The sequence below is a fragment of the Streptomyces sp. NPDC006610 genome (genome assembly GCF_040611575.1).
Taxonomy (GTDB): domain Bacteria; phylum Actinomycetota; class Actinomycetes; order Streptomycetales; family Streptomycetaceae; genus Streptomyces.
This window is the reverse complement of record NZ_JBEXOP010000012.1, coordinates 109,932-126,871: the sequence shown is the minus strand read 5'-3', so window position 1 is coordinate 126,871 and position 16,940 is coordinate 109,932. Positions and strand designations below refer to the sequence as shown.

Genomic DNA, 16,940 nt, shown 5'->3' with positions numbered 1-16,940 from the left:
CGGGGGTCCCTCACATCCGGAAGACGCCGAAGCCGCCGCGCACGCCCTCGTAGGGGGCGGTGTGGACGGCGGACAGGCACAGGCCGAGGACGGTGCGGGTGTCGCGCGGGTCGATGACGCCGTCGTCGTACAGCCGGCCGGACAGGAACATGGGCAGCGACTCGGACTCGATCTGCTGCTCGACCATGGCGCGCAGCCCCGCGTCCGCCTCGTCGTCGTACGGCCGGCCCTTCGCGGCGGCGGACTGGCGGGCCACGATGGACAGCACGCCGGCGAGCTGCTGCGGGCCCATGACGGCGGACTTGGCGCTGGGCCAGGCGAAGAGGAAGCGCGGGTCGTAGGCCCGTCCGCACATGCCGTAGTGCCCGGCGCCGTAGGAGGCGCCCATGAGGACGGACAGGTGCGGGACCTTCGAGTTGCTCACCGCGTTGATCATCATCGCGCCGTGCTTGACGATGCCGCCCTGCTCGTAGCGGCTGCCGACCATGTAGCCGGTGGTGTTGTGCAGGAACAGCAGGGGGATGTCGCGCTGGTTGGCGAGCTGGATGAACTGGGCGGCCTTCTGCGACTCCTCGCTGAACAGCACGCCCTGGGCGTTGGCCAGCACGCCGATCGGGTAGCCGTGGAGCCGGGCCCACCCGGTCGTCAGGCTCGTCCCGTACAGCGGTTTGAACTCGTCGTAGTCGGAGCCGTCGACGATGCGCGCGATGACCTCGCGCGGGTCGAAGGGGGTTTTGAGGTCCTCGGGGACGATGCCGAGGAGTTCCTCGGGGTCGTACTCGGGCGGCTCTACGGGTCCGGCCGGGTCGGGGTGGGCCTTGCGGTGGTTGAGCCGGGCGACGATCCTGCGGGCCTGCCGCAGCGCGTCCCGCTCGTCGAGGGCGAAGTGGTCGGCGAGGCCGGACACGCGCGCGTGCATGTCGGCGCCGCCGAGGGACTCGTCGTCGCTCTCCTCGCCGGTCGCCATCCTGACCAGCGGCGGCCCGCCGAGGAACACCTTCGCGCGCTCCTTGACCATGACGACGTGGTCGGACATGCCGGGGACGTACGCGCCCCCGGCCGTGGAGTTGCCGAAGACGACGGCGACGGTGGGGATGCCGGCCGCCGAGAGCCGGGTGAGGTCGCGGAAGACCGCCCCGCCCGGGATGAAGATCTCCTTCTGGGAGGGCAGGTCGGCGCCGCCGGACTCGACCAGGCTCACGCAGGGCAGCCGGTTGGCGAGGGCGATGTCGTGGGCGCGCAGTGCCTTCTTCAGGCTCCAGGGGTTGCTGGCGCCGCCGCGCACGGTCGGGTCGTTGGCGGTGATCAGGCACTCCACGCCCTCGACGACCCCGATGCCGGTGACGAGGGAGGCGCCGACCGCGTACTCGCTGCCCCAGGCCGCCAGCGGCGACAGCTCCAGGAACGGCGTGTCCGGGTCGACGAGCAGCTCGACGCGCTCCCGTGCGAGCAGCTTGCCGCGCGCGCGGTGGCGTTCGACGTACTTGTCGCCGCCGCCCGCGAGGGCCTTGGCGTGCTCGGCGTCGAGGGCGGCGAGCTTGCCGAGCATGGCGTCGCGGTGGGCCGCGTAGTCGGGGCCGGTGGTGTCCAGGGCGGAGGAGAGGACCGTCACAGCAGGGTCTCCGGGATGTCCAGGTGGCGGGAGCGCAGCCATTCGCCGAGGGCCTTGGCCTGCGGGTCGAAGCGGGCCTGCGCGGCGGCGCCCTCGCCGAGGAGGCCCTCGACGGTGAAGTTGAGGGCACGCAGGTGCGGCAGGACGTGGCGGGTGACGGGCAGGGCGGCGGCCTCGGGGATCAGCTGCCGGAACCGGTCGACCGTCAGCTCGTGGGCGAGCCAGCGCCAGGCGTCGTCGCCGGGCGTCCAGACGCCGACGTTGGCGTCGCCGCCCTTGTCGCCGCTGCGGGCGCCGGCGACGAGCCCGAGGGGCGCGCGGCGGGTGGGGCCGGGCGGCAGGGGCTCGGGCAGCGGCGGCTGCGGGACCTCCTCCAGCGGCCGGGTGTGCGCGGGCGGCGGCACGGGGAGGCGGCGGCCGTCGTGCAGGACGGCGACGTGCCCGACGGCCGTCTGCGGGACGGAGCGCGCCTCGAAGACGCCGTACGGCGTCCCTTTGCCGGGCGGTGCGAGCAGGTGGAAGCCGGGGTAGCTCGCCAGCGCCAGTTCGACGGCGGCCCCGCTGAGGGCGCGGCCGACCTTGTCGGGGTCGGGGTCGCGGACGACGAGCCGGAGCAGGGCGCCGGCGGTCTCCTCGGTGGCGGCGTCGGCGTGGTCGGTGCGGGCGAGGTCCCAGCGCACGTCGGCGGGCGGCGACTTGGCGAGGGCGTCGGTCATCTGTCCCTTCACGAGCGCCGCCTTGGCCTCGATGTCGAGCCCGGTGAGCACGAAGGCGACCTCGTTGCGGAAGCCACCGAGGCGGTTGACGCCGACCTTGAGGCCGGGCGGCGGGGCCTCGCCGCGCACTCCCTCGACGCGCACCCGGTCGGGGCCCTCCTGGACGAGCCGCACGGTGTCGAGGCGGGCGGTGACGTCGGGCCCGGCGTACCGGGCGCCGACCGTCTCGTAGAGGAGCTGCGCGGTGACCGTGCCGGTGTCGACGAAGCCGCCCGCGCCGGGGTGCTTGGTGATGACCGAGGTGCCGTCCTCGTGGATCTCGGCGAGCGGGAAGCCGGGGCGGCGGACGTCCCGGCCCGGGAAGAAGGAGTAGTTGCCGCCGGTGGCCTGCGGCCCGCACTCCAGGACGTGTCCGGCGACGACGGCCCCCGCGAGCCGGTCGTGGTCGTCGGGTCCCCAGCCGAAGTGGGCGGCGGCGGGTCCGGTGACCAGGGCGGCGTCGGTGACCCGCCCGGTGACGACGAGGTCGGCGCCCTCGCGCAGGCAGGCGGCGATGCCGAAGCCGCCGAGGTAGGCGTGGGCGGCGAGGGCACCGGGGTGGGCGGCGGTGAGGTCGTCGCCCTCGACGTGGGCGACCCGGACGGGCAGGCCGAGCCGGTCGGCCAAGTCCCGGATCTCCGCGGCGAGTCCGGCGGGGTTGAGCCCTCCGGCGTTGGTGACGATCCGCACGCCCTTCTCGTGGGCGAGGCCGAGGCATTCCTCCAACTGCCGCAGGAACGTGCGCGCGTATCCGGCGTCCGGGTCCTTCATCCGGTCCCGGCCGAGGATGAGCATGGTCAGCTCGGCGAGGTAGTCGCCGGTGAGGACGTCGAGTTCACCGCCGGTGAGCATCTCGCGCAGGGCGTCGAAGCGGTCGCCGTAGAACCCGGAGGCGTTGCCGATGCGGAGGGTCATCGCCCGTCCCCCTTGGGCGGGCGTCCGCTGCCGGGCGGGCCGGCGAAGGCCTGGGCGATGTCGAGCCAGTGGTCGGCGTCGGGGCCGTGGGCGGTGAGGGCGAGGTCGGCGCGGTGGGCGCGGCGGGTGACGAGGAGGCAGAAGTCGAGGGCGGGGCCGGTGACACGCTGGGCGGCGTCCTCGGGGCCGTAGGTCCACGACTGCCCGCTCGGTGCCACCAGTTCGACGCGGAACTCCTCGCCGGGTGGCGTGAGCCCGTGCACCCCGAAGGCGTGGTTGCGGGCACGGACGCCGATCCGGGCGACGTGCCTGAGCCGGTCCGTGGGGGCGCGGGTCACACCGAGCGCGTCGGCGACGTCCAGGCCGTGGGCCCAGGTCTCCATCAGTCGGCCGGTGGCCATGGAGGCGACGGCCATGGGCGGCCCGAACCAGGGGAACCGTGCCCCGTCGGGCGCGGCCCGCAACGCCGCGTCGAGCGCGGTACGGCCCTCCCGCCAGCGCCGGAGCAGTTCGGCGGGCGGCAGTCGGGCCCCCTCCTCGGCCCCGTCGTCCACGAACCCGCCGGGCGAGGCGAACGCCTTCTCCCCGATCTCCCGGAACCCGTCCGCGTCGGTGACGGCGAGCAGGGCGGCGTGGTCGGTCCAGGCGAGGTGGGCGATCTGGTGGGCGACGGTCCAGCCGGGGGCGGGGGTGGGGAGCGCCCAGCGCTCCGGTTCCAGCTCGGCGACGAGCTGATCGAGGTCTTGGCTTTCGGCACGCAGGTCGTCGAGAACGGGCGTCGGGTCGGCCATGGGGGCGAGCATGGCAGGGGGGTCAGAAACAATCAAGCATGATTGCTTACTTTGTTCGCGGCTTCATTGTGTGGCTGATTCACTACCGTGAGTGAGAGGAGGTGGTGACATGCCCATTCGTCAACTGGACCCCAGCGCGTCGCCGTTGGACTACTACGGATACGAGTTGCGGCGTCGGCGGGAGGCCGCGAGGCTCACGCTGGCGCAGTTGGGGGCGATCCTGTTCTGCACGGGGTCCCTGGTCGGCCAGATCGAGACGGCGGCGAAGGTGCCGACGCGGGAGTTCTCGGAGCGGGTGGACGCGGCACTGGGGACGGACGGGATGTTCTCCCGACTGGTGGGGCTGGTGCTGCGGAGCCAGTTGCCGAGTTGGTTCCAGCCGTATGCGGAGATGGAGGCGAAGGCGGCGTACATCTCGACGTACCAGGCGCAGTTGGTACATGGATTGCTGCAGACGAAGCGGTACGCCCGTGCGGTGCTCGGCATTCGCGGTGACCATGACCTCGACAGCCAGGCGGCCGCGCGGCTGGACCGCCAGCGCATCCTGCACCAGGACCAGCCGCCCGCGATGTGGGTGGTCCTGGGCGAGGCCGTTCTGCACCAGGAGGTCGGCGGACGAGGCGTCATGCGCGAGCAGTTGGCCCACCTCCTGGCGATGCAGAAGCGCCGGTGGCTGGAGATCCAGGTACTGCCGTTCGAGGCCGGGGCGCACTCCGGGCTGATGGGTTCGTTCAACCTGTTGCGCTTCGAAAAGGACCCCGACATCGTCTACACCGAGGACTTCGTCCAGGGCCACATGACCGCCAATCCGGAAGCGGTCAGGGAGGGTTCGGTCCGTTACGATCACCTGCAGGCCGCCGCCCTCTCCGTGGACGACTCGGCGGCTCTCATCGCCCGTGTGATGGAGGATCGGTATGGGAACGAACCTGGACCTGACGGGCGCGACGTGGCGTAGGTCGTCGCACAGCGGCGACACCGGCGGGCAGTGCGTGGAGTGCGCTCCCCTCGGCACCGCCGCCTGGCGGAAGTCCTCCTACAGCGGCGACACCGGCGGCGATTGCGTCGAGGTCGCCGACCTCGCCCCCCACATAGCCGTCCGCGACTCGAAGGCCCCCGCGGCCGGGGCCCTCACCGTGACCCCGGTCGCCTTCTCGGCGTTCGTGGCGGCAGCCGCCGAGGGCCGCTTGGGCTGAACGTCCGACCCTCGCCTCCGAGGCGTATACGAGACGTATACTCACTCCATGAGCGACGTCATGATCCGCGTTCCCGCCGAAGTCCGTGACCAGCTGGCGGCCGTGGCCGAGTCCAGGGGCACCAGCCTGCGAGCGCTCATGCAGGACATAGCGGCTCAGACGCTGACGCGGGAGCAGTTGGAGGCCCGGGCGGAGCGGACCCGTGCCCTGCTCGCCGAGCGGTTCGGGCACTACGTGACCGACGAGGAGTCCGCCGAGATGCGGCGGAAGATGCGCGCCGCCACGGCCGCCCACCGGGCCACCCCCGCGGGGGGCCTCGCGGACGGCGAGGCCTCCGGGTGAACCCGATCGAACACTATGTCCTGGACACCCCGACGCTGCTCGCCCTGGGCGGCAACAAGCAGGTGTCGGGACTCGTGCACGCGGCGGCGGGCAGCGACGACGTCCGTCTCTGGGTGCCCGTCCTGAGCATGATCGAGGCGGAACGCGTGCGTTCCGGACTGGTCGAGCACATCGGCGTACTCGTGGACGTGCTGCGCGTCGTCGACGACGACTACGCCATGGCCGTCACGGTCGCCGCCCTGCGCGACGGGGACGTGCCCTTCGGGGTCGCGGCGGCCGTGCACGTCGCCCGGCCGAGCGTGATGTTCCCCGAGGGCGCGCTGGTGGCGACCGTGGAACCGGCGGCGTACGCCGGGCTCGGGGTGGGGGTGCTGGACCTCAACCGCTGATCGCCGCGGGCCCCTTCACCGGCCCCCGCCGCGTCTGCGTCCGCACCGCGCCCATGCTCGCCGCGATGACCAGGGCGATCGCCGCCGCCTCCGTCGTCGTGAGGGCCTGGTCGAGGATGAAGAAGCCGGCCGTCGCGGCGAGGGCGGGCTCCAGGCTCATGAGGATCGCGAACGTCGAGGCGGGCAGGCGGCGCAGGGCGAGGAGTTCGAGGGTGTAGGGCAGGACCGAGGAGAGCACGGCGACCGCCGCCCCGAGGGCCAGTGTCGTCGGGTTCAGGAGCTTCGTACCGGACTCGGCGATCCCCAGCGGGAGGGCCGCCAGCGCGGCGACCACCATCGCGAGCGCCAGCCCGTCGGCCTGCGGGAAACGGCGGCCGGTGCGGGCGCTGAAGACGATGTACGCCGCCCACATCGCCCCCGCCCCCAGCGCGAAGGCGGCCCCGACCGGGTCGAGGCTGTCGAAGCCTCCGCCGCTGAGCAGGAACACGCCGGCGAGGGCCAGCCCGGCCCACACCAGGTTGACGAGCCGGCGGGAGGCCACCACGGACAGCGCGAGCGGGCCCAGCACCTCCAGGGTGACGGCCGCGCCCAGCGGGATGCGGTCGACGGACTGGTAGAAGAGGGCGTTCATCGCGCCCGTGGTCAGGCCGAAGACGAGAACCGTCCCCCAGTCGGCCCGGGAGTACCCGCGCAGCCGCGGTCGGCACACCACCAGCAGCACGACCGCCGCGACCACCAGCCGCAGCGTCACGATGCCCAGCGCCCCGGCCCGCGGCATCAGGCTCACCGCGAGCGCCCCGCCGAACTGCACGGAGACCGCGCCGGCGAAGACCAGGCCCACCGGTCCCAGGGCGCCCCGCCCGCCCGGCGGCGTGACGTCCTGTGCCCGGCCCGTCGCGGGGGTGGCTGCGCTGGGCGTGGTCACGGGGGTCTCCAGGGGCTGGGCGGGCACTGCTCCCGACCAGAGTAATGAACCGCGTCAGGAGCGTGAAGTGGATATGGACCTGTACGACGGGCGGCCTCACCGACGATCGTCCAGCGCCTCCGCCAGCACCTCCGCCACATGTCTCCCCCGCACCCCCGCCAGCTGCTCCAGCTGGGTCCGGCACGAGAAGCCGTCCGCCAGGATCGCCGCGCCCTCCGGCGCCGCCGCCACCGCCGGGAGCAGTTGCTCCCCGGCGCAGGCCGCCGACACCTCGTAGTGGCCGCGGGTGAAGCCGAAGTCGCCCGCCAGGCCGCAGCAGCCGCCCGACAGGGCGCCGGTCAGGCCCGCCGCCGCGCGCAGCCGGGCGTCGGGGCCGTCGCCCAGCACCGCGTGCTGGTGGCAGTGGGTCTGGCCGGCCACCGGACGGTCGAGGCGGGGCGGCGTCCAGTCCGGCGCCAGCCGCTCCAGCGCCTCGGCGAAGGTCAGGACGCTCCGGGCGAGGCGCGCCGCGCGCGGGTCGTCGGGCAGCAGTTCGGGCAGGTCCGCGCGCAGGGCCGCCGCGCAGCTCGGCTCCAGCACGACCACCGGCACACCGGCCTCCAGCACCGGCTCCATCAGGTCCAGCGTCCGCCGCAGGACCGACCGGGCCCGGTCCAGCTGGCCCGTCGAGACGTACGTCAGCCCGCAGCACACGCGCGACCGGCGCACCACCGCCCGCAGGGGCAGCCGCCGGGAGCGCCCGTCGGCCACCGGCGCGCCGGTCCGCGTCGGCGGCAGCGCGACCCGCAGCCCCGCCGCCTCCAGCACCCGCACCGCCGCCCGCCCGACGGAGGGCGAGAGGTGCTCGGTGAAGGTGTCCGGCCACAGCACCACCAGCCGCCCGTCCGCCCGGACCGGCGTCCGCCGCGTCCACCACCGGGTGAACGGCACCCGCGCCACCCGCGGGATCGCGCGCTCCGGCGCGATCCCCCCCACCCGCTTCACCACCCACGCCACCGGCCGCACCGACGCCAGGCCGTTCACCACCGCCCCCGCCCGCGCGCCCGCCACCAGCCCCAGCCACCTCGGCAGCCACCCCATCGCATAGTGGGCCGCCGGCCGCCGCCGGCCCGCGTAGTGGTGGTGCAGGAACTCCGCCTTGTACGTGGCCATGTCCACCCCCACCGGGCAGTCCGACCGGCACCCCTTGCAGGACAGGCACAGATCCAGCGCGTCGCGCACCTCCGCCGACCGCCAGCCGTCCGTGACCACCTCGCCCGCGAGCATCTCGTGCAGCAGCCGGGCGCGTCCGCGCGTGGAGTGCGCCTCCTCGCCGGTCGCGCGGTACGACGGGCACATCACGGCGGGCCCGGACGCCGTCGTCGTACGGCACTTGGCGACGCCCACGCAGCGGCGCACCGCCGCCGCGAAGTCGCCGCCGTCGTCCGGGTAGCCGAAGGCGACGGGGACCGGTTCACGGGGCAGCGGGGCGAAGCGGAGGTTGTCGTCGAGGCGGTGGGGGCGGACCAGCATGCCCGGGTTGAGGAGGTCGTGCGGGTCCCAGAGGGCCTTGGCGCGCTCGAACAGCGCGACCGTCTCCGCGCCGTACATCCGCGGCAGCAGCTCCGCGCGCGCCTGCCCGTCGCCGTGCTCGCCGGACAGCGAGCCGCCGTGCGCGACCACCAGTTCGGCCAGTTCCTCGGAGAAGCGGCGGAAGCGCGCCACCCCCGCCGCCGACAGCAGGTCGAAGTCGATGCGGACGTGGATGCAGCCGTCCCCGAAGTGCCCGTACGGCGTCCCGCGCAGGCCGTGCGCGGTCAGCAGTGCCCGGAACTCCCGCAGGTACGCGCCGAGCCGGGCGGGCGGCACCGCGCAGTCCTCCCAGCCGGGCCACGCCTCCGAGCCGTCCGGCATGCGGGTGGCCGTACCCGCGGCGTCCTCGCGGACGCGCCACAGGGCGCGCTGCCCGGCCGTGTCGGTGACCACGAGCGCGTCCACGACGCCGGCCGCCCGCCGGATCTCCTCCGCACGCGCGCGTGCCTGCGCCTGCGTGTCCCCGCCCGTCTCCACGAACAGCCAGGCCGCGCCGCGCGGGAGGTCGGCGGCAGCGGGGACCAGGTCCGCCGCCATGCCCTCGACCGTCAGCGGCCCGTGCGGCAGCAGGCCCGCCGCCGCTTCCGCCGCCCCGCTCTCGTCCGCGTACCCGAGCACGGCCAGCGCCCGCGCGCGGGGCGCCTCCACCAGCCGCACGACCGCCTCCGTCACCACCCCCAGCGTGCCCTCCGAGCCGCAGAAGGATCGGGCGACGTCCGCGCCCCGCTCGGGCAGCAGCGCGTCCAGCGCGTAGCCGGAGATACGGCGGGGCAGCTCCGGGAAGCCGGTGCGCAGCCGCGCCAACTCCCCCTCCACCAGCCGCCGCAGCCCTTCCGGAGCGCCCTGCCAGTCCCGCCCCGGGCGCAGCGACCGCCCGTCCGAGGTCAGCACCGACAGCTCGCGGACGTTGTCGGCCGTCGTCCCCCAGGCCACCGAGTGGGAGCCGCAGGAGTTGTTGCCGATCATTCCGCCGAGGGTGCAGCGGCTGTGGGTGGAGGGGTCGGGGCCGAAGCGCAGCCCGTGCGGGGCGGCGGCCTCCTGGAGGCGGTCCAGGACGAGGCCGGGCTGGACGACGGCCGTGCGCGCGCCGGCGTCCAGGGACAGCAGCCGGTTCATGTGCCGGGTGAAGTCCAGCACCACGCCCGTGCCGGTGGCCTGCCCGGCGATCGAGGTTCCCCCGCCGCGCGCCACCACCGGCACGCCGTGCTCCCGGCACACCTCCAGCGCCGCCGCCACGTCGTCGGCGTCGCGGGGCGCTACCACGCCCAGCGGGACGCGCCGGTAGTTGGAGGCGTCCATGGTGACCAACGCCCGCGCGGTGACGCCGAAGTCGACGTCGCCCCGCACGGCCCGGCGCAGCGCCGCTTCCGTATCGCTCATACGTTCAAGCTCCCACCCTGTGCCACCGCGCACCACGCGCGGGCGGCGGCTTGCGCCGAAGATCCCGTCGTCTCATCGAACGGACACGTTTCCGTCCGGTTTCGCCAAGAGATACCCTCCGGATCGTGGCTGAGATCCAGATTCCTTCTGACATCAAGCCCGCGGACGGTCGTTTCGGCGCGGGTCCCTCCAAGGTGCGGACGGAGGCGCTGGACGCGCTCGCCGCGACCGGTACGTCCCTCCTCGGCACCTCCCACCGGCAGGCTCCGGTGAAGAACCTGGTCGGCAAGGTGCGCGAGGGCATCAGCGAGCTGTTCCAGCTCCCCGACGGCTACGAGGTGATCCTCGGCAACGGCGGCTCCACGGCGTTCTGGGACATCGCGACGCACGGCCTGATCGAGAACAAGTCGCAGCACCTCAGCTTCGGCGAGTTCTCCTCCAAGTTCGCCAAGGCGGCCAAGCTGGCCCCCTGGCTGGCCGAGCCCACGATCGTCGCCGCCGACCCGGGCACCCATCCGCAGGCGGCTGCCGAGGCGGGCGTGGACGTGTACGCGTTCACGCACAACGAGACCTCGACCGGCGTCGCCATGCCCATCGAGCGGGTGGCCGGCGCGGACGAGGGCGCCCTCGTCCTGGTCGACGCCACCTCCGGCGCGGGCGGCCTGCCGGTGGACGTCGCCGAGACGGACGTCTACTACTTCGCGCCCCAGAAGTCCTTCGCCTCCGACGGCGGCCTGTGGATCGGCGTCTTCTCCCCGGCCGCGATCGAGCGCGCCGAGCGGATCCACGCGTCCGGCCGCCACATCCCGGAGTTCTTCTCGCTGCCGACGGCGATCGACAACTCCCGCAAGAACCAGACCTACAACACCCCGGCGCTGGCCACCCTCTTCCTGCTGAACCAGCAGCTGGAGTGGCTCAACGGCCAGGGCGGCCTGGACTGGGCGGTCCGCCGCACGGCCACCTCCGCGCGCACGCTCTACGGCTGGGCCGAGGACGTCAAGTACGCCAACCCGTTCGTCGCCGACCCGGCCAAGCGCTCCCAGGTCATCGGCACCATCGACTTCACCGACGAGGTGGACGCGGCGGCCGTCGCCAAGGTCCTGCGCGCCAACGGCATCGTGGACACCGAGCCGTACCGCAAGCTCGGCCGCAACCAGCTGCGCGTGGCGATGTTCCCGGCGATCGACCCGGCGGACGTCGAGGCGCTGACGAAGTGCGTCGACCATGTGATCGAGAAGCTGTAGCGGTCGCAGGAGCCGCGTACGGCACGCACGGCAGGGAAGGGCGCCCGACGGGAATCGGGCGCCCTTCGTCGTCTCCCACGGGGCTGGGCGGTCCCCGGCCCCGGCGGGCTACCGCCCCCGCTCCGCCGGGACGGTACTCAACGGCTCAGCCGCTGGAACCGGCGCACCGCCAGCGGCAGGAAGACCGCCGTCAGGACGACCGGCCACACCCCCGCCATCAGCAGCGCGTGCTGTTCCACCCAGGAGTCCCCGCCGCCCACCGGCGTCCCGAACAGCTCCCGTGCGGCGGCGGCCGTGGAGGAGATCGGGTTCCAGGCGGCCACCCAGCCCAGCCAGTCGGGCATGAGCTGCGGGGCGACGAAGATGCTGGAGATCATCGTCAGCGGGAAGGCCACCGCGAACAGCCCGCCCGCCGCCTCGGGGTTGGGCACGAGCAGCCCGAGCCACACGCCGACCCAGATCAGCGCGAACCGCAGCCACAGCAGCAGCCCGAAGGCGGCCAGGAAGCCCCAGCCCCCGTCCGGGCGCCACCCCATGGCCAGCGCGGTGAGCATCATGATGGCCAACTCGGCGCAGGCCACGATGAGATCGGTCAGTCCGCGCCCGGCGACCACCGCGGACGACGCCATCGGCATCGACCGGAACCGGTCGATGACCCCCTTGGTGGCGTCGTAGACGACGACCGTGGCGGTGTTGATGAAGCCGAACGCCATCGTCATCACGAACATGCCCGGCATCAGGAAATCCTGGTAGTCCCCGCCGCCGGGAACCTGCATGGCGCTGCCGAAGACATAGCCGTACAGCAGGACGGAGAGGATCGGGAAGCCCAGCTGCCAGGCGATGTTGACGGGCTGGCGGCGGTAGTGGGTCAGGCCGCGGCGGACGATGTTCCAGGAATCGGCGAGCAGCCAGTAGGCACGGCCGCGGCCGTCCGAGACGTTCAGATCGACGGCGCTCACGCGGCGGCCCCCTGCTCTTCCTTGTCGGTGCGGTGTCCGGTCAGGCGCAGGAACACGTCGTCCAGGCTCGGTCTGCGCAGTCCGATGTCCTCGACCCGCACGCCCTCGTCCTGGAGGGTGCGGGCGACGTCGGTGAGCGCGGCCACCCGGTCGGTGACCGGGGCGTGCACCCTCAACTCCGTCTCGTCGGCCTCGGGTTCGCCGTCCGACACCCGGGCGACGGCCTTCACCACCCGCGGGATGTCCGCGCGCTCGGCGACGACGACCTCGACGCGGTCGCCTCCGACGCGGTCCTTCAGGCCGTCCGGGGTGTCGTCCGCGATGGCCCGGCCCTGGTCGATGACGGTGATCCGGGAGGCCAGCCGGTCCGCCTCCTCCAGGTACTGCGTGGTCAGCAGCACGGTCGTGCCGCCGGCCACCAACGCCCGCACCGTGTCCCAGACTTCACCGCGGCTGCGCGGGTCGAGGCCCGTCGTCGGCTCGTCCAGGAACAGCACGGCCGGGGCGAGGATCATCGACGCGGCGAGGTCGAGGCGGCGCCGCATGCCGCCGCTGTAGCCGCCGACGCCCTTGTCCGCGGCGTCGGCGAGGTCGAACCGGTCCAGCAGCTCGGCGGCGCGCAGTTTGGCGCGTTTGCCGCCGAGGTGGAACAGCCGGCCGAACATCTCCAGGTTCTGCCGCCCGGTGAGCACCTCGTCCACCGCCGCGTACTGCCCGGTCAGCCCGATCCGGGCGCGGACCTCGCGCGGCCGGCGGGCCACGTCCAGCCCGGCCACCGTGGCCCGTCCGCCGTCCAGCCGGACCAGCGTCGACAGGATGCGCACGGCCGTGGTCTTGCCGGCGCCGTTCGGGCCGAGCAGCCCGTGCACCGTGCCCTCGCGGACGGCCAGGTCGAAGCCGTCGAGGGCGCGTTTGTCGCCGTACCGCTTCTGCAGGCCCTCGGCGCGCACGGCGAATCCGTCGGTCATGGGTTCCCCCTTCCGATAACTGAGTACACCGTACCCGATTGCGCGTACGCCGTACTCGGTTTTTTGCGGCGGACCTAAACTGCACCCATGACGAGCGGCGGCAAGGGCGGTACCGGCGGAACGGGCGGTACGGAGAGCAGCGGCAGCGGCGACATCGGCCGCACCCTGGAACTGCTGTGGGACCTCGGCAGGCGCCCCAGCCGCGGCCCCCGGCCGGGGCTGACGCTGGAGCGGATCGTGGAGACCGCCGTCGAGATCGCCGACCGGGAGGGCCTGGCGGCGGTCTCCATGCGCCGGATCGCCACGGAGCTGGGCACGGGCGCGATGACCCTCTACCGGTACGTCCCCGGCAAGGCCGAACTGCTCGACCTGATGCTGGACCGCGTCCAGCGGCCCTCGCAGGACCCCGAGGCCCTCGGCGACGGCGGCTGGCGGGCCGCGCTGGAGGCCCTCGGCCGCGCCACGCTCGCCCTCTACCGCCGCCACCCCTGGCTGCTCCAGGTCAACCAGTCCCGGCCGGTCCTCGGCCCCAGCGCCATCGAGGGCACGGAGAAGGTGCTCTCCCGGATCCGCCCGATGGGCCTGAGCGACGCGGAGCTGGTCTCGGCGATCCTCGTCGTCGACAACTACGTCGTCGGCGCCGCGCGCACCCGGCTCTACCAGGAGGAGGCCGAGCGCAGCAGCGGCCTGACGGACGCCGAGTTCTGGCAGGCGCAGGTGCCGGTGCTGGAGAAGGTCATGGCGAGCGGCCGCTACCCGGTGATGGCCTCCCTGTCGGCGGAGGCCTGGGGTCCTGACTTCGACCACTTCGAGTTCGGCCTCCAGCGGATCCTGGACGGCCTGGAGGCCCTGGTCGCCCGCCGCGCGGCGGGGCCCGGCACCCCCGGGTGACCCCCTCAGCGCCGGCGGCGCAGGCGCAGCAGCCCGATGACGGCGGCGACCAGGCCGGCGACGCCGAGCGCGGCGGGGCCGGGCCGGAACCCGTCGTCGTCCCCGCCCGCGGCCCCGGACCCGTTCCCGGAGGACGAACCCGCCCCCCGTCCGGAGCCCGCGTCCCCGCCGCCGCCCGGAACGTCCTCCGGCTCGACCGCGCTGCCCAGCCCCTCGCTGCCGTACATCAGCTTCGTCCCGTCGGCGGAGTACGTCACCGACTCCCCCTGCCCCTGGAACGGCACGCTGAGCCGGCCGATGCGCTCGATCCGGCCGTCGTTCCAGTCGTAGGCGATGCCGCCGAAGTAGCCCCGCACGGCGAGCTGCTCGCCGTTGGGGGAGAGGGCCGCGTCGGTGGCCCACAGGTCGACGGGCGCGACGGGCTCGAAGACGTTGGCGCCCGACGGGGACAGCTCGGCCGGCCCGGCGTACAGGTGCCCGCCGTTCTCCTGCTTGTCGATGATGTAGACGCGCCCGGTCTTCGGGTGCACGACCAGGGACTCGGCGTCGCGGGCGCCGTCGGAGTACCGGACCACGTACTGCGTGGCCCGCACGCTCTGGTCCCTCAGCCGCTTCGGCTCGGGGAGCCGGTACACCCAGACGTGGTCCCAGGTGCCGCCGAGGTTGTCGCCTATGTCGCCGACGTAGAGCTGGTCGTCGGGGCCGAGGGCGATGGCCTCGACGTCCCTGGGGGCGCCGACGCCGGTCATGGTGACCGTGGCGACGGTCTCGCCGGTGCGGCTGTCCACGGCGTAGAGGTAGGCGCCCTCGTCCTGGTCGTTGTGGGTCCAGTAGACGCCGGGGTGCTGCCGCGAGGCCGCGAGGCCGCTGGACTCGGTGATGCGCGGGTCCTCGATGGTGAACGCCTCGTTCCCGTCCTCGGCGAAGGCGGGCGGAGCGGCGAGGGCGGCGCCCGTCAGCAGGGCCGCGGCGAGGAACACGAAGGATCGGCGCATGTTCCCAAGCCTGCCACCCCGCCCGGCCGTTCACGGAGGGTGGCGGGCCTCACATCCCGTCCGCCGCGGCGATCGTTCATCATGAGCGGATGCTCAGGTTCATGCCCGTAGGCGACTCCATGACCATCGGCAGCGCGGGCGAACACACCTGGCGTCACCGCCTGTGGCAGCACCTGTGCGCCACCTACGGCGGCCCGTTCCGGATCGTGGGCCCGCGCGAGACGCTGTACGACAAGGCGGCCGAGGCCCCGACGTCGTACGCCTACGCCGACCCCGACTTCCCGCGCGGCCACCTCGCCGGCTGGGGCGAGGGATGGCTGCACATGGCCCCGCTGATCGGCGACGCGGTCCGCACGACCCGCGCGGACGTGCTGCTGGTCTCCCTGGGCCTGATCGACCTGGGCTTCTACACCAACGCCGAACAGACCGCCGACAACGTCCGCGCGTTCGTCACGGCGGCCCGTGAGGCGCGGCCCGCGGTGCGGATGGCGGTCCTCCCGGTGATCCCCAACGTCCGCGCGGCCTCGGACGACCACTTCGCCGCCGAGGTGGCCCGCTTCAACGACCTCCTGGCCAAGACCCTGACCGACCTGGACGCCCCCCGCTCCCCGCTGGTCCTCACCCCGGTCCCGCACGCCTGGGACATCCACACGGACACGTACGACGGCACCCACCCCAACGAGAACGGCGAGCACAAGATCGCGGCGACGTTCGCGGAGGTGCTGTACGAGGAGTGGGGGATGGGGGCGCGGTACGGGGCCTGACGCTCTCACCCACCCCAAGGACGGCGAGTACCTCAGCGAACTGTCGGTCTCCTACGGCGCGGACCTCGGCCTCACCGGCACACCGGTCGGCCTCGTCCTCAAGACGGACGACTTCCCCCGTGGCTGAATACCCTTGCGTGGAGCGCACTCCAAGTCGTTGGCTTGTGGACCATGAAGTACACGCAGCTCGGACGCACCGGACTCAAGGTCAGCCGACTCGTCCTCGGCACGATGAACTTCGGTCCCCAGACCGACGAGGCCGACAGCCACGGCATCATGGACGCGGCGCTCGACGCCGGGATCAACTTCTTCGACACGGCCAATGTGTACGGCTGGGGTGAGAACAAGGGCCGCACCGAGGAGATCATCGGAAGCTGGTTCGCCAAGGGCGGCGAGCGGCGCGACAAGGTCGTCCTCGCCACGAAGGTGTACGGGAACATGGGTCCCGACGGGGAGGCGTGGCCCAACCACGACAAGCTCTCCGCGCTGAACATCCGCCGGGCCGTCGACGCCAGCCTCAAGCGGCTGGGGACCGACTACATCGACCTCTACCAGTTCCACCACATCGACCGGAACACGCCGTTCGACGAGATCTGGCAGGCGATCGACGTCCTCGTCCAGCAGGGGAAGATCCTCTACGTCGGCTCCTCCAACTTCCCCGGCTACAAGATCGCCCAGGCCAACGAGGTCGCCGCCCGCAGGGGCGGGACGATCGGGCTGGTCAGCGAGCAGTGCCTCTACAACCTCGTCGAGCGGCGCGCCGAGATGGAGGTCATCCCGGCCTCGCAGGACTACGGCCTCGGTGTCATCCCCTGGTCGCCGCTGCACGGCGGACTGCTCGGCGGCGTCCTCAAGAAGGAGGCCCAGGGCGGCCGCCGCGCCTCCGGCCGGGCCGCCGACTCGCTCGCCGACCCGGCGCTGCGCGCGAAGATCGAGGCGTACGAGAACCTGTTGGAGAAGCACGGTCTGGAGCCCGGCGAGGCCGCGCTGGCCTGGCTGCTCACCCGGCCGGGCGTGACCGGCCCGATCGTCGGTCCGCGCACCGCCGAGCAGCTCGAGTCGGCGCTGCGGGCCGTCGAGCTGGAGCTGTCGCAGGACGTGCTGGCGGGACTGGACGAGATCTTCCCGGGCCCGGGGCCGTCCCCGGAGGCCTTCGCCTGGTAGGAGCGCACCGCAGGCGGGCGGCGGCCCACTGGCCTACTGCCCCAGGGCCGCCGCCACCGCCACCACAACGAACATCAGTAC

Annotated in this window: 15 protein-coding genes and 1 pseudogene; 8 read left to right on the top strand and 8 right to left on the bottom strand. The window is 73.4% G+C overall.

The features are described 5' to 3' along the window. Positions 1-10 precede the first annotated feature (10 nt). The 3 genes and pseudogenes from ABZY13_RS12755 to ABZY13_RS12745 all read right to left on the bottom strand — a co-directional run bounded on the left by ABZY13_RS12755 (position 11) and on the right by ABZY13_RS12745 (position 4,073). Positions 11-1,612 (bottom strand): carboxyl transferase domain-containing protein, encoded by a 1,602-nt coding sequence (locus ABZY13_RS12755; protein ID WP_356629746.1) that lies wholly within the window; start codon positions 1,610-1,612, stop codon positions 11-13. Continuing rightward, positions 1,609-3,276: pseudogene (locus ABZY13_RS12750) on the bottom strand (acyclic terpene utilization AtuA family protein); the annotation flags it as partial. The pseudogene ABZY13_RS12750 and the gene ABZY13_RS12755, both read right to left, overlap by 4 nt. A gap of 2 nt (positions 3,277-3,278) precedes the next feature. Then, positions 3,279-4,073, bottom strand: coding sequence for a TIGR03084 family metal-binding protein (locus ABZY13_RS12745; protein ID WP_356629744.1), 795 nt, complete (start codon positions 4,071-4,073; stop codon positions 3,279-3,281). A 109-nt stretch (positions 4,074-4,182) separates the two neighbouring features. Here ABZY13_RS12745 and ABZY13_RS12740 point away from each other — a divergent pair, with 109 nt between their 5' ends. The 4 genes from ABZY13_RS12740 to ABZY13_RS12725 are packed head-to-tail and all read left to right on the top strand — an operon-like array spanning position 4,183 to position 5,997. Continuing rightward, positions 4,183-5,028 carry a DUF5753 domain-containing protein gene (locus tag ABZY13_RS12740; RefSeq protein WP_356629742.1) on the top strand — a complete coding sequence of 282 codons (846 nt, stop codon included), beginning with the start codon at positions 4,183-4,185 and terminating at the stop codon, positions 5,026-5,028. Beyond that, complete coding sequence (locus ABZY13_RS12735) at positions 4,988-5,266, top strand: DUF397 domain-containing protein (protein WP_356629740.1); 279 nt, start codon at positions 4,988-4,990, stop codon at positions 5,264-5,266. Before ABZY13_RS12740 ends, ABZY13_RS12735 begins: the two co-directional genes overlap by 41 nt. A gap of 48 nt (positions 5,267-5,314) precedes the next feature. Continuing rightward, the gene (locus ABZY13_RS12730; protein WP_356629738.1) at positions 5,315-5,608 is read left to right on the top strand and encodes an Arc family DNA-binding protein; all 294 of its coding nucleotides are present in this window, start codon (positions 5,315-5,317) and stop codon (positions 5,606-5,608) included. Then, positions 5,605-5,997 (top strand): hypothetical protein, encoded by a 393-nt coding sequence (locus ABZY13_RS12725; RefSeq protein ID WP_356629736.1) that lies wholly within the window; start codon positions 5,605-5,607, stop codon positions 5,995-5,997. Before ABZY13_RS12730 ends, ABZY13_RS12725 begins: the two co-directional genes overlap by 4 nt. On the opposite strand, the gene ABZY13_RS12720 is transcribed toward ABZY13_RS12725, so the two are convergent. Beyond that, positions 5,987-6,922 (bottom strand): EamA family transporter, encoded by a 936-nt coding sequence (locus ABZY13_RS12720; RefSeq protein ID WP_356629734.1) that lies wholly within the window; start codon positions 6,920-6,922, stop codon positions 5,987-5,989. The two genes, ABZY13_RS12725 and ABZY13_RS12720, sit on opposite strands and share 11 nt — an antisense overlap. A 96-nt stretch (positions 6,923-7,018) precedes the next feature. Then, positions 7,019-9,874 (bottom strand): FAD-binding and (Fe-S)-binding domain-containing protein, encoded by a 2,856-nt coding sequence (locus tag ABZY13_RS12715; protein WP_356629732.1) that lies wholly within the window; start codon positions 9,872-9,874, stop codon positions 7,019-7,021. Between the two features lie 125 nt (positions 9,875-9,999). Between ABZY13_RS12715 and serC the strand changes: the two genes are divergently transcribed. Next, positions 10,000-11,118 (top strand): phosphoserine transaminase, encoded by a 1,119-nt coding sequence (gene serC, locus ABZY13_RS12710; RefSeq protein ID WP_356629730.1) that lies wholly within the window; start codon positions 10,000-10,002, stop codon positions 11,116-11,118. 137 nt (positions 11,119-11,255) lie between these two features. Here serC and ABZY13_RS12705 read toward each other — a convergent pair whose 3' ends face one another. Both ABZY13_RS12705 and ABZY13_RS12700 read right to left on the bottom strand, forming a co-directional pair. Continuing rightward, complete coding sequence (locus tag ABZY13_RS12705; RefSeq protein WP_356629728.1) at positions 11,256-12,077, bottom strand: ABC transporter permease; 822 nt, start codon at positions 12,075-12,077, stop codon at positions 11,256-11,258. After that, positions 12,074-13,045, bottom strand: a complete 972-nt coding sequence (locus ABZY13_RS12700; RefSeq protein ID WP_356629726.1) for an ATP-binding cassette domain-containing protein — start codon at positions 13,043-13,045, stop codon at positions 12,074-12,076. Before ABZY13_RS12700 ends, ABZY13_RS12705 begins: the two co-directional genes overlap by 4 nt. 87 nt (positions 13,046-13,132) lie before the next feature. Here ABZY13_RS12700 and ABZY13_RS12695 point away from each other — a divergent pair, with 87 nt between their 5' ends. Then, complete coding sequence (locus tag ABZY13_RS12695) at positions 13,133-13,936, top strand: TetR/AcrR family transcriptional regulator (protein WP_356629724.1); 804 nt, start codon at positions 13,133-13,135, stop codon at positions 13,934-13,936. A 5-nt stretch (positions 13,937-13,941) separates the two neighbouring features. Here the strand turns inward: ABZY13_RS12695 and ABZY13_RS12690 are convergent, their stop codons facing one another. Then, positions 13,942-14,931, bottom strand: coding sequence for a WD40 repeat domain-containing protein (locus tag ABZY13_RS12690; RefSeq protein WP_356629722.1), 990 nt, complete (start codon positions 14,929-14,931; stop codon positions 13,942-13,944). A gap of 89 nt (positions 14,932-15,020) precedes the next feature. Between ABZY13_RS12690 and ABZY13_RS12685 the strand changes: the two genes are divergently transcribed. Beyond that, a complete protein-coding gene (locus ABZY13_RS12685; RefSeq protein WP_356629720.1) occupies positions 15,021-15,695 on the top strand; it encodes a GDSL-type esterase/lipase family protein in 675 nt (224 codons plus the stop codon). 171 nt (positions 15,696-15,866) lie between these two features. Further along, positions 15,867-16,859, top strand: coding sequence for an aldo/keto reductase (locus tag ABZY13_RS12680; protein ID WP_356629718.1), 993 nt, complete (start codon positions 15,867-15,869; stop codon positions 16,857-16,859). The last annotated feature ends 81 nt before the right edge of the window (positions 16,860-16,940 follow it).

Bases quoted from the DNA above. Each gene is read 5' to 3' on its own strand.
- ABZY13_RS12745 (WP_356629744.1), bottom strand. From the start codon at position 4,073: ATGGCCGACCCGACGCCCGTTCTCGACGACCTGCGTGCCGAAAGCCAA.
- ABZY13_RS12740 (WP_356629742.1), top strand. From the start codon at position 4,183: ATGCCCATTCGTCAACTGGACCCCAGCGCGTCGCCGTTGGACTACTAC.
- ABZY13_RS12735 (WP_356629740.1), top strand. From the start codon at position 4,988: ATGGGAACGAACCTGGACCTGACGGGCGCGACGTGGCGTAGGTCGTCG.
- ABZY13_RS12730 (WP_356629738.1), top strand. From the start codon at position 5,315: ATGAGCGACGTCATGATCCGCGTTCCCGCCGAAGTCCGTGACCAGCTG.
- ABZY13_RS12715 (WP_356629732.1), bottom strand. From the start codon at position 9,874: ATGAGCGATACGGAAGCGGCGCTGCGCCGGGCCGTGCGGGGCGACGTC.
- ABZY13_RS12700 (WP_356629726.1), bottom strand. From the start codon at position 13,045: ATGACCGACGGATTCGCCGTGCGCGCCGAGGGCCTGCAGAAGCGGTAC.
- ABZY13_RS12695 (WP_356629724.1), top strand. From the start codon at position 13,133: ATGACGAGCGGCGGCAAGGGCGGTACCGGCGGAACGGGCGGTACGGAG.
- ABZY13_RS12690 (WP_356629722.1), bottom strand. From the start codon at position 14,931: ATGCGCCGATCCTTCGTGTTCCTCGCCGCGGCCCTGCTGACGGGCGCC.
- ABZY13_RS12685 (WP_356629720.1), top strand. From the start codon at position 15,021: ATGCTCAGGTTCATGCCCGTAGGCGACTCCATGACCATCGGCAGCGCG.
- ABZY13_RS12680 (WP_356629718.1), top strand. From the start codon at position 15,867: ATGAAGTACACGCAGCTCGGACGCACCGGACTCAAGGTCAGCCGACTC.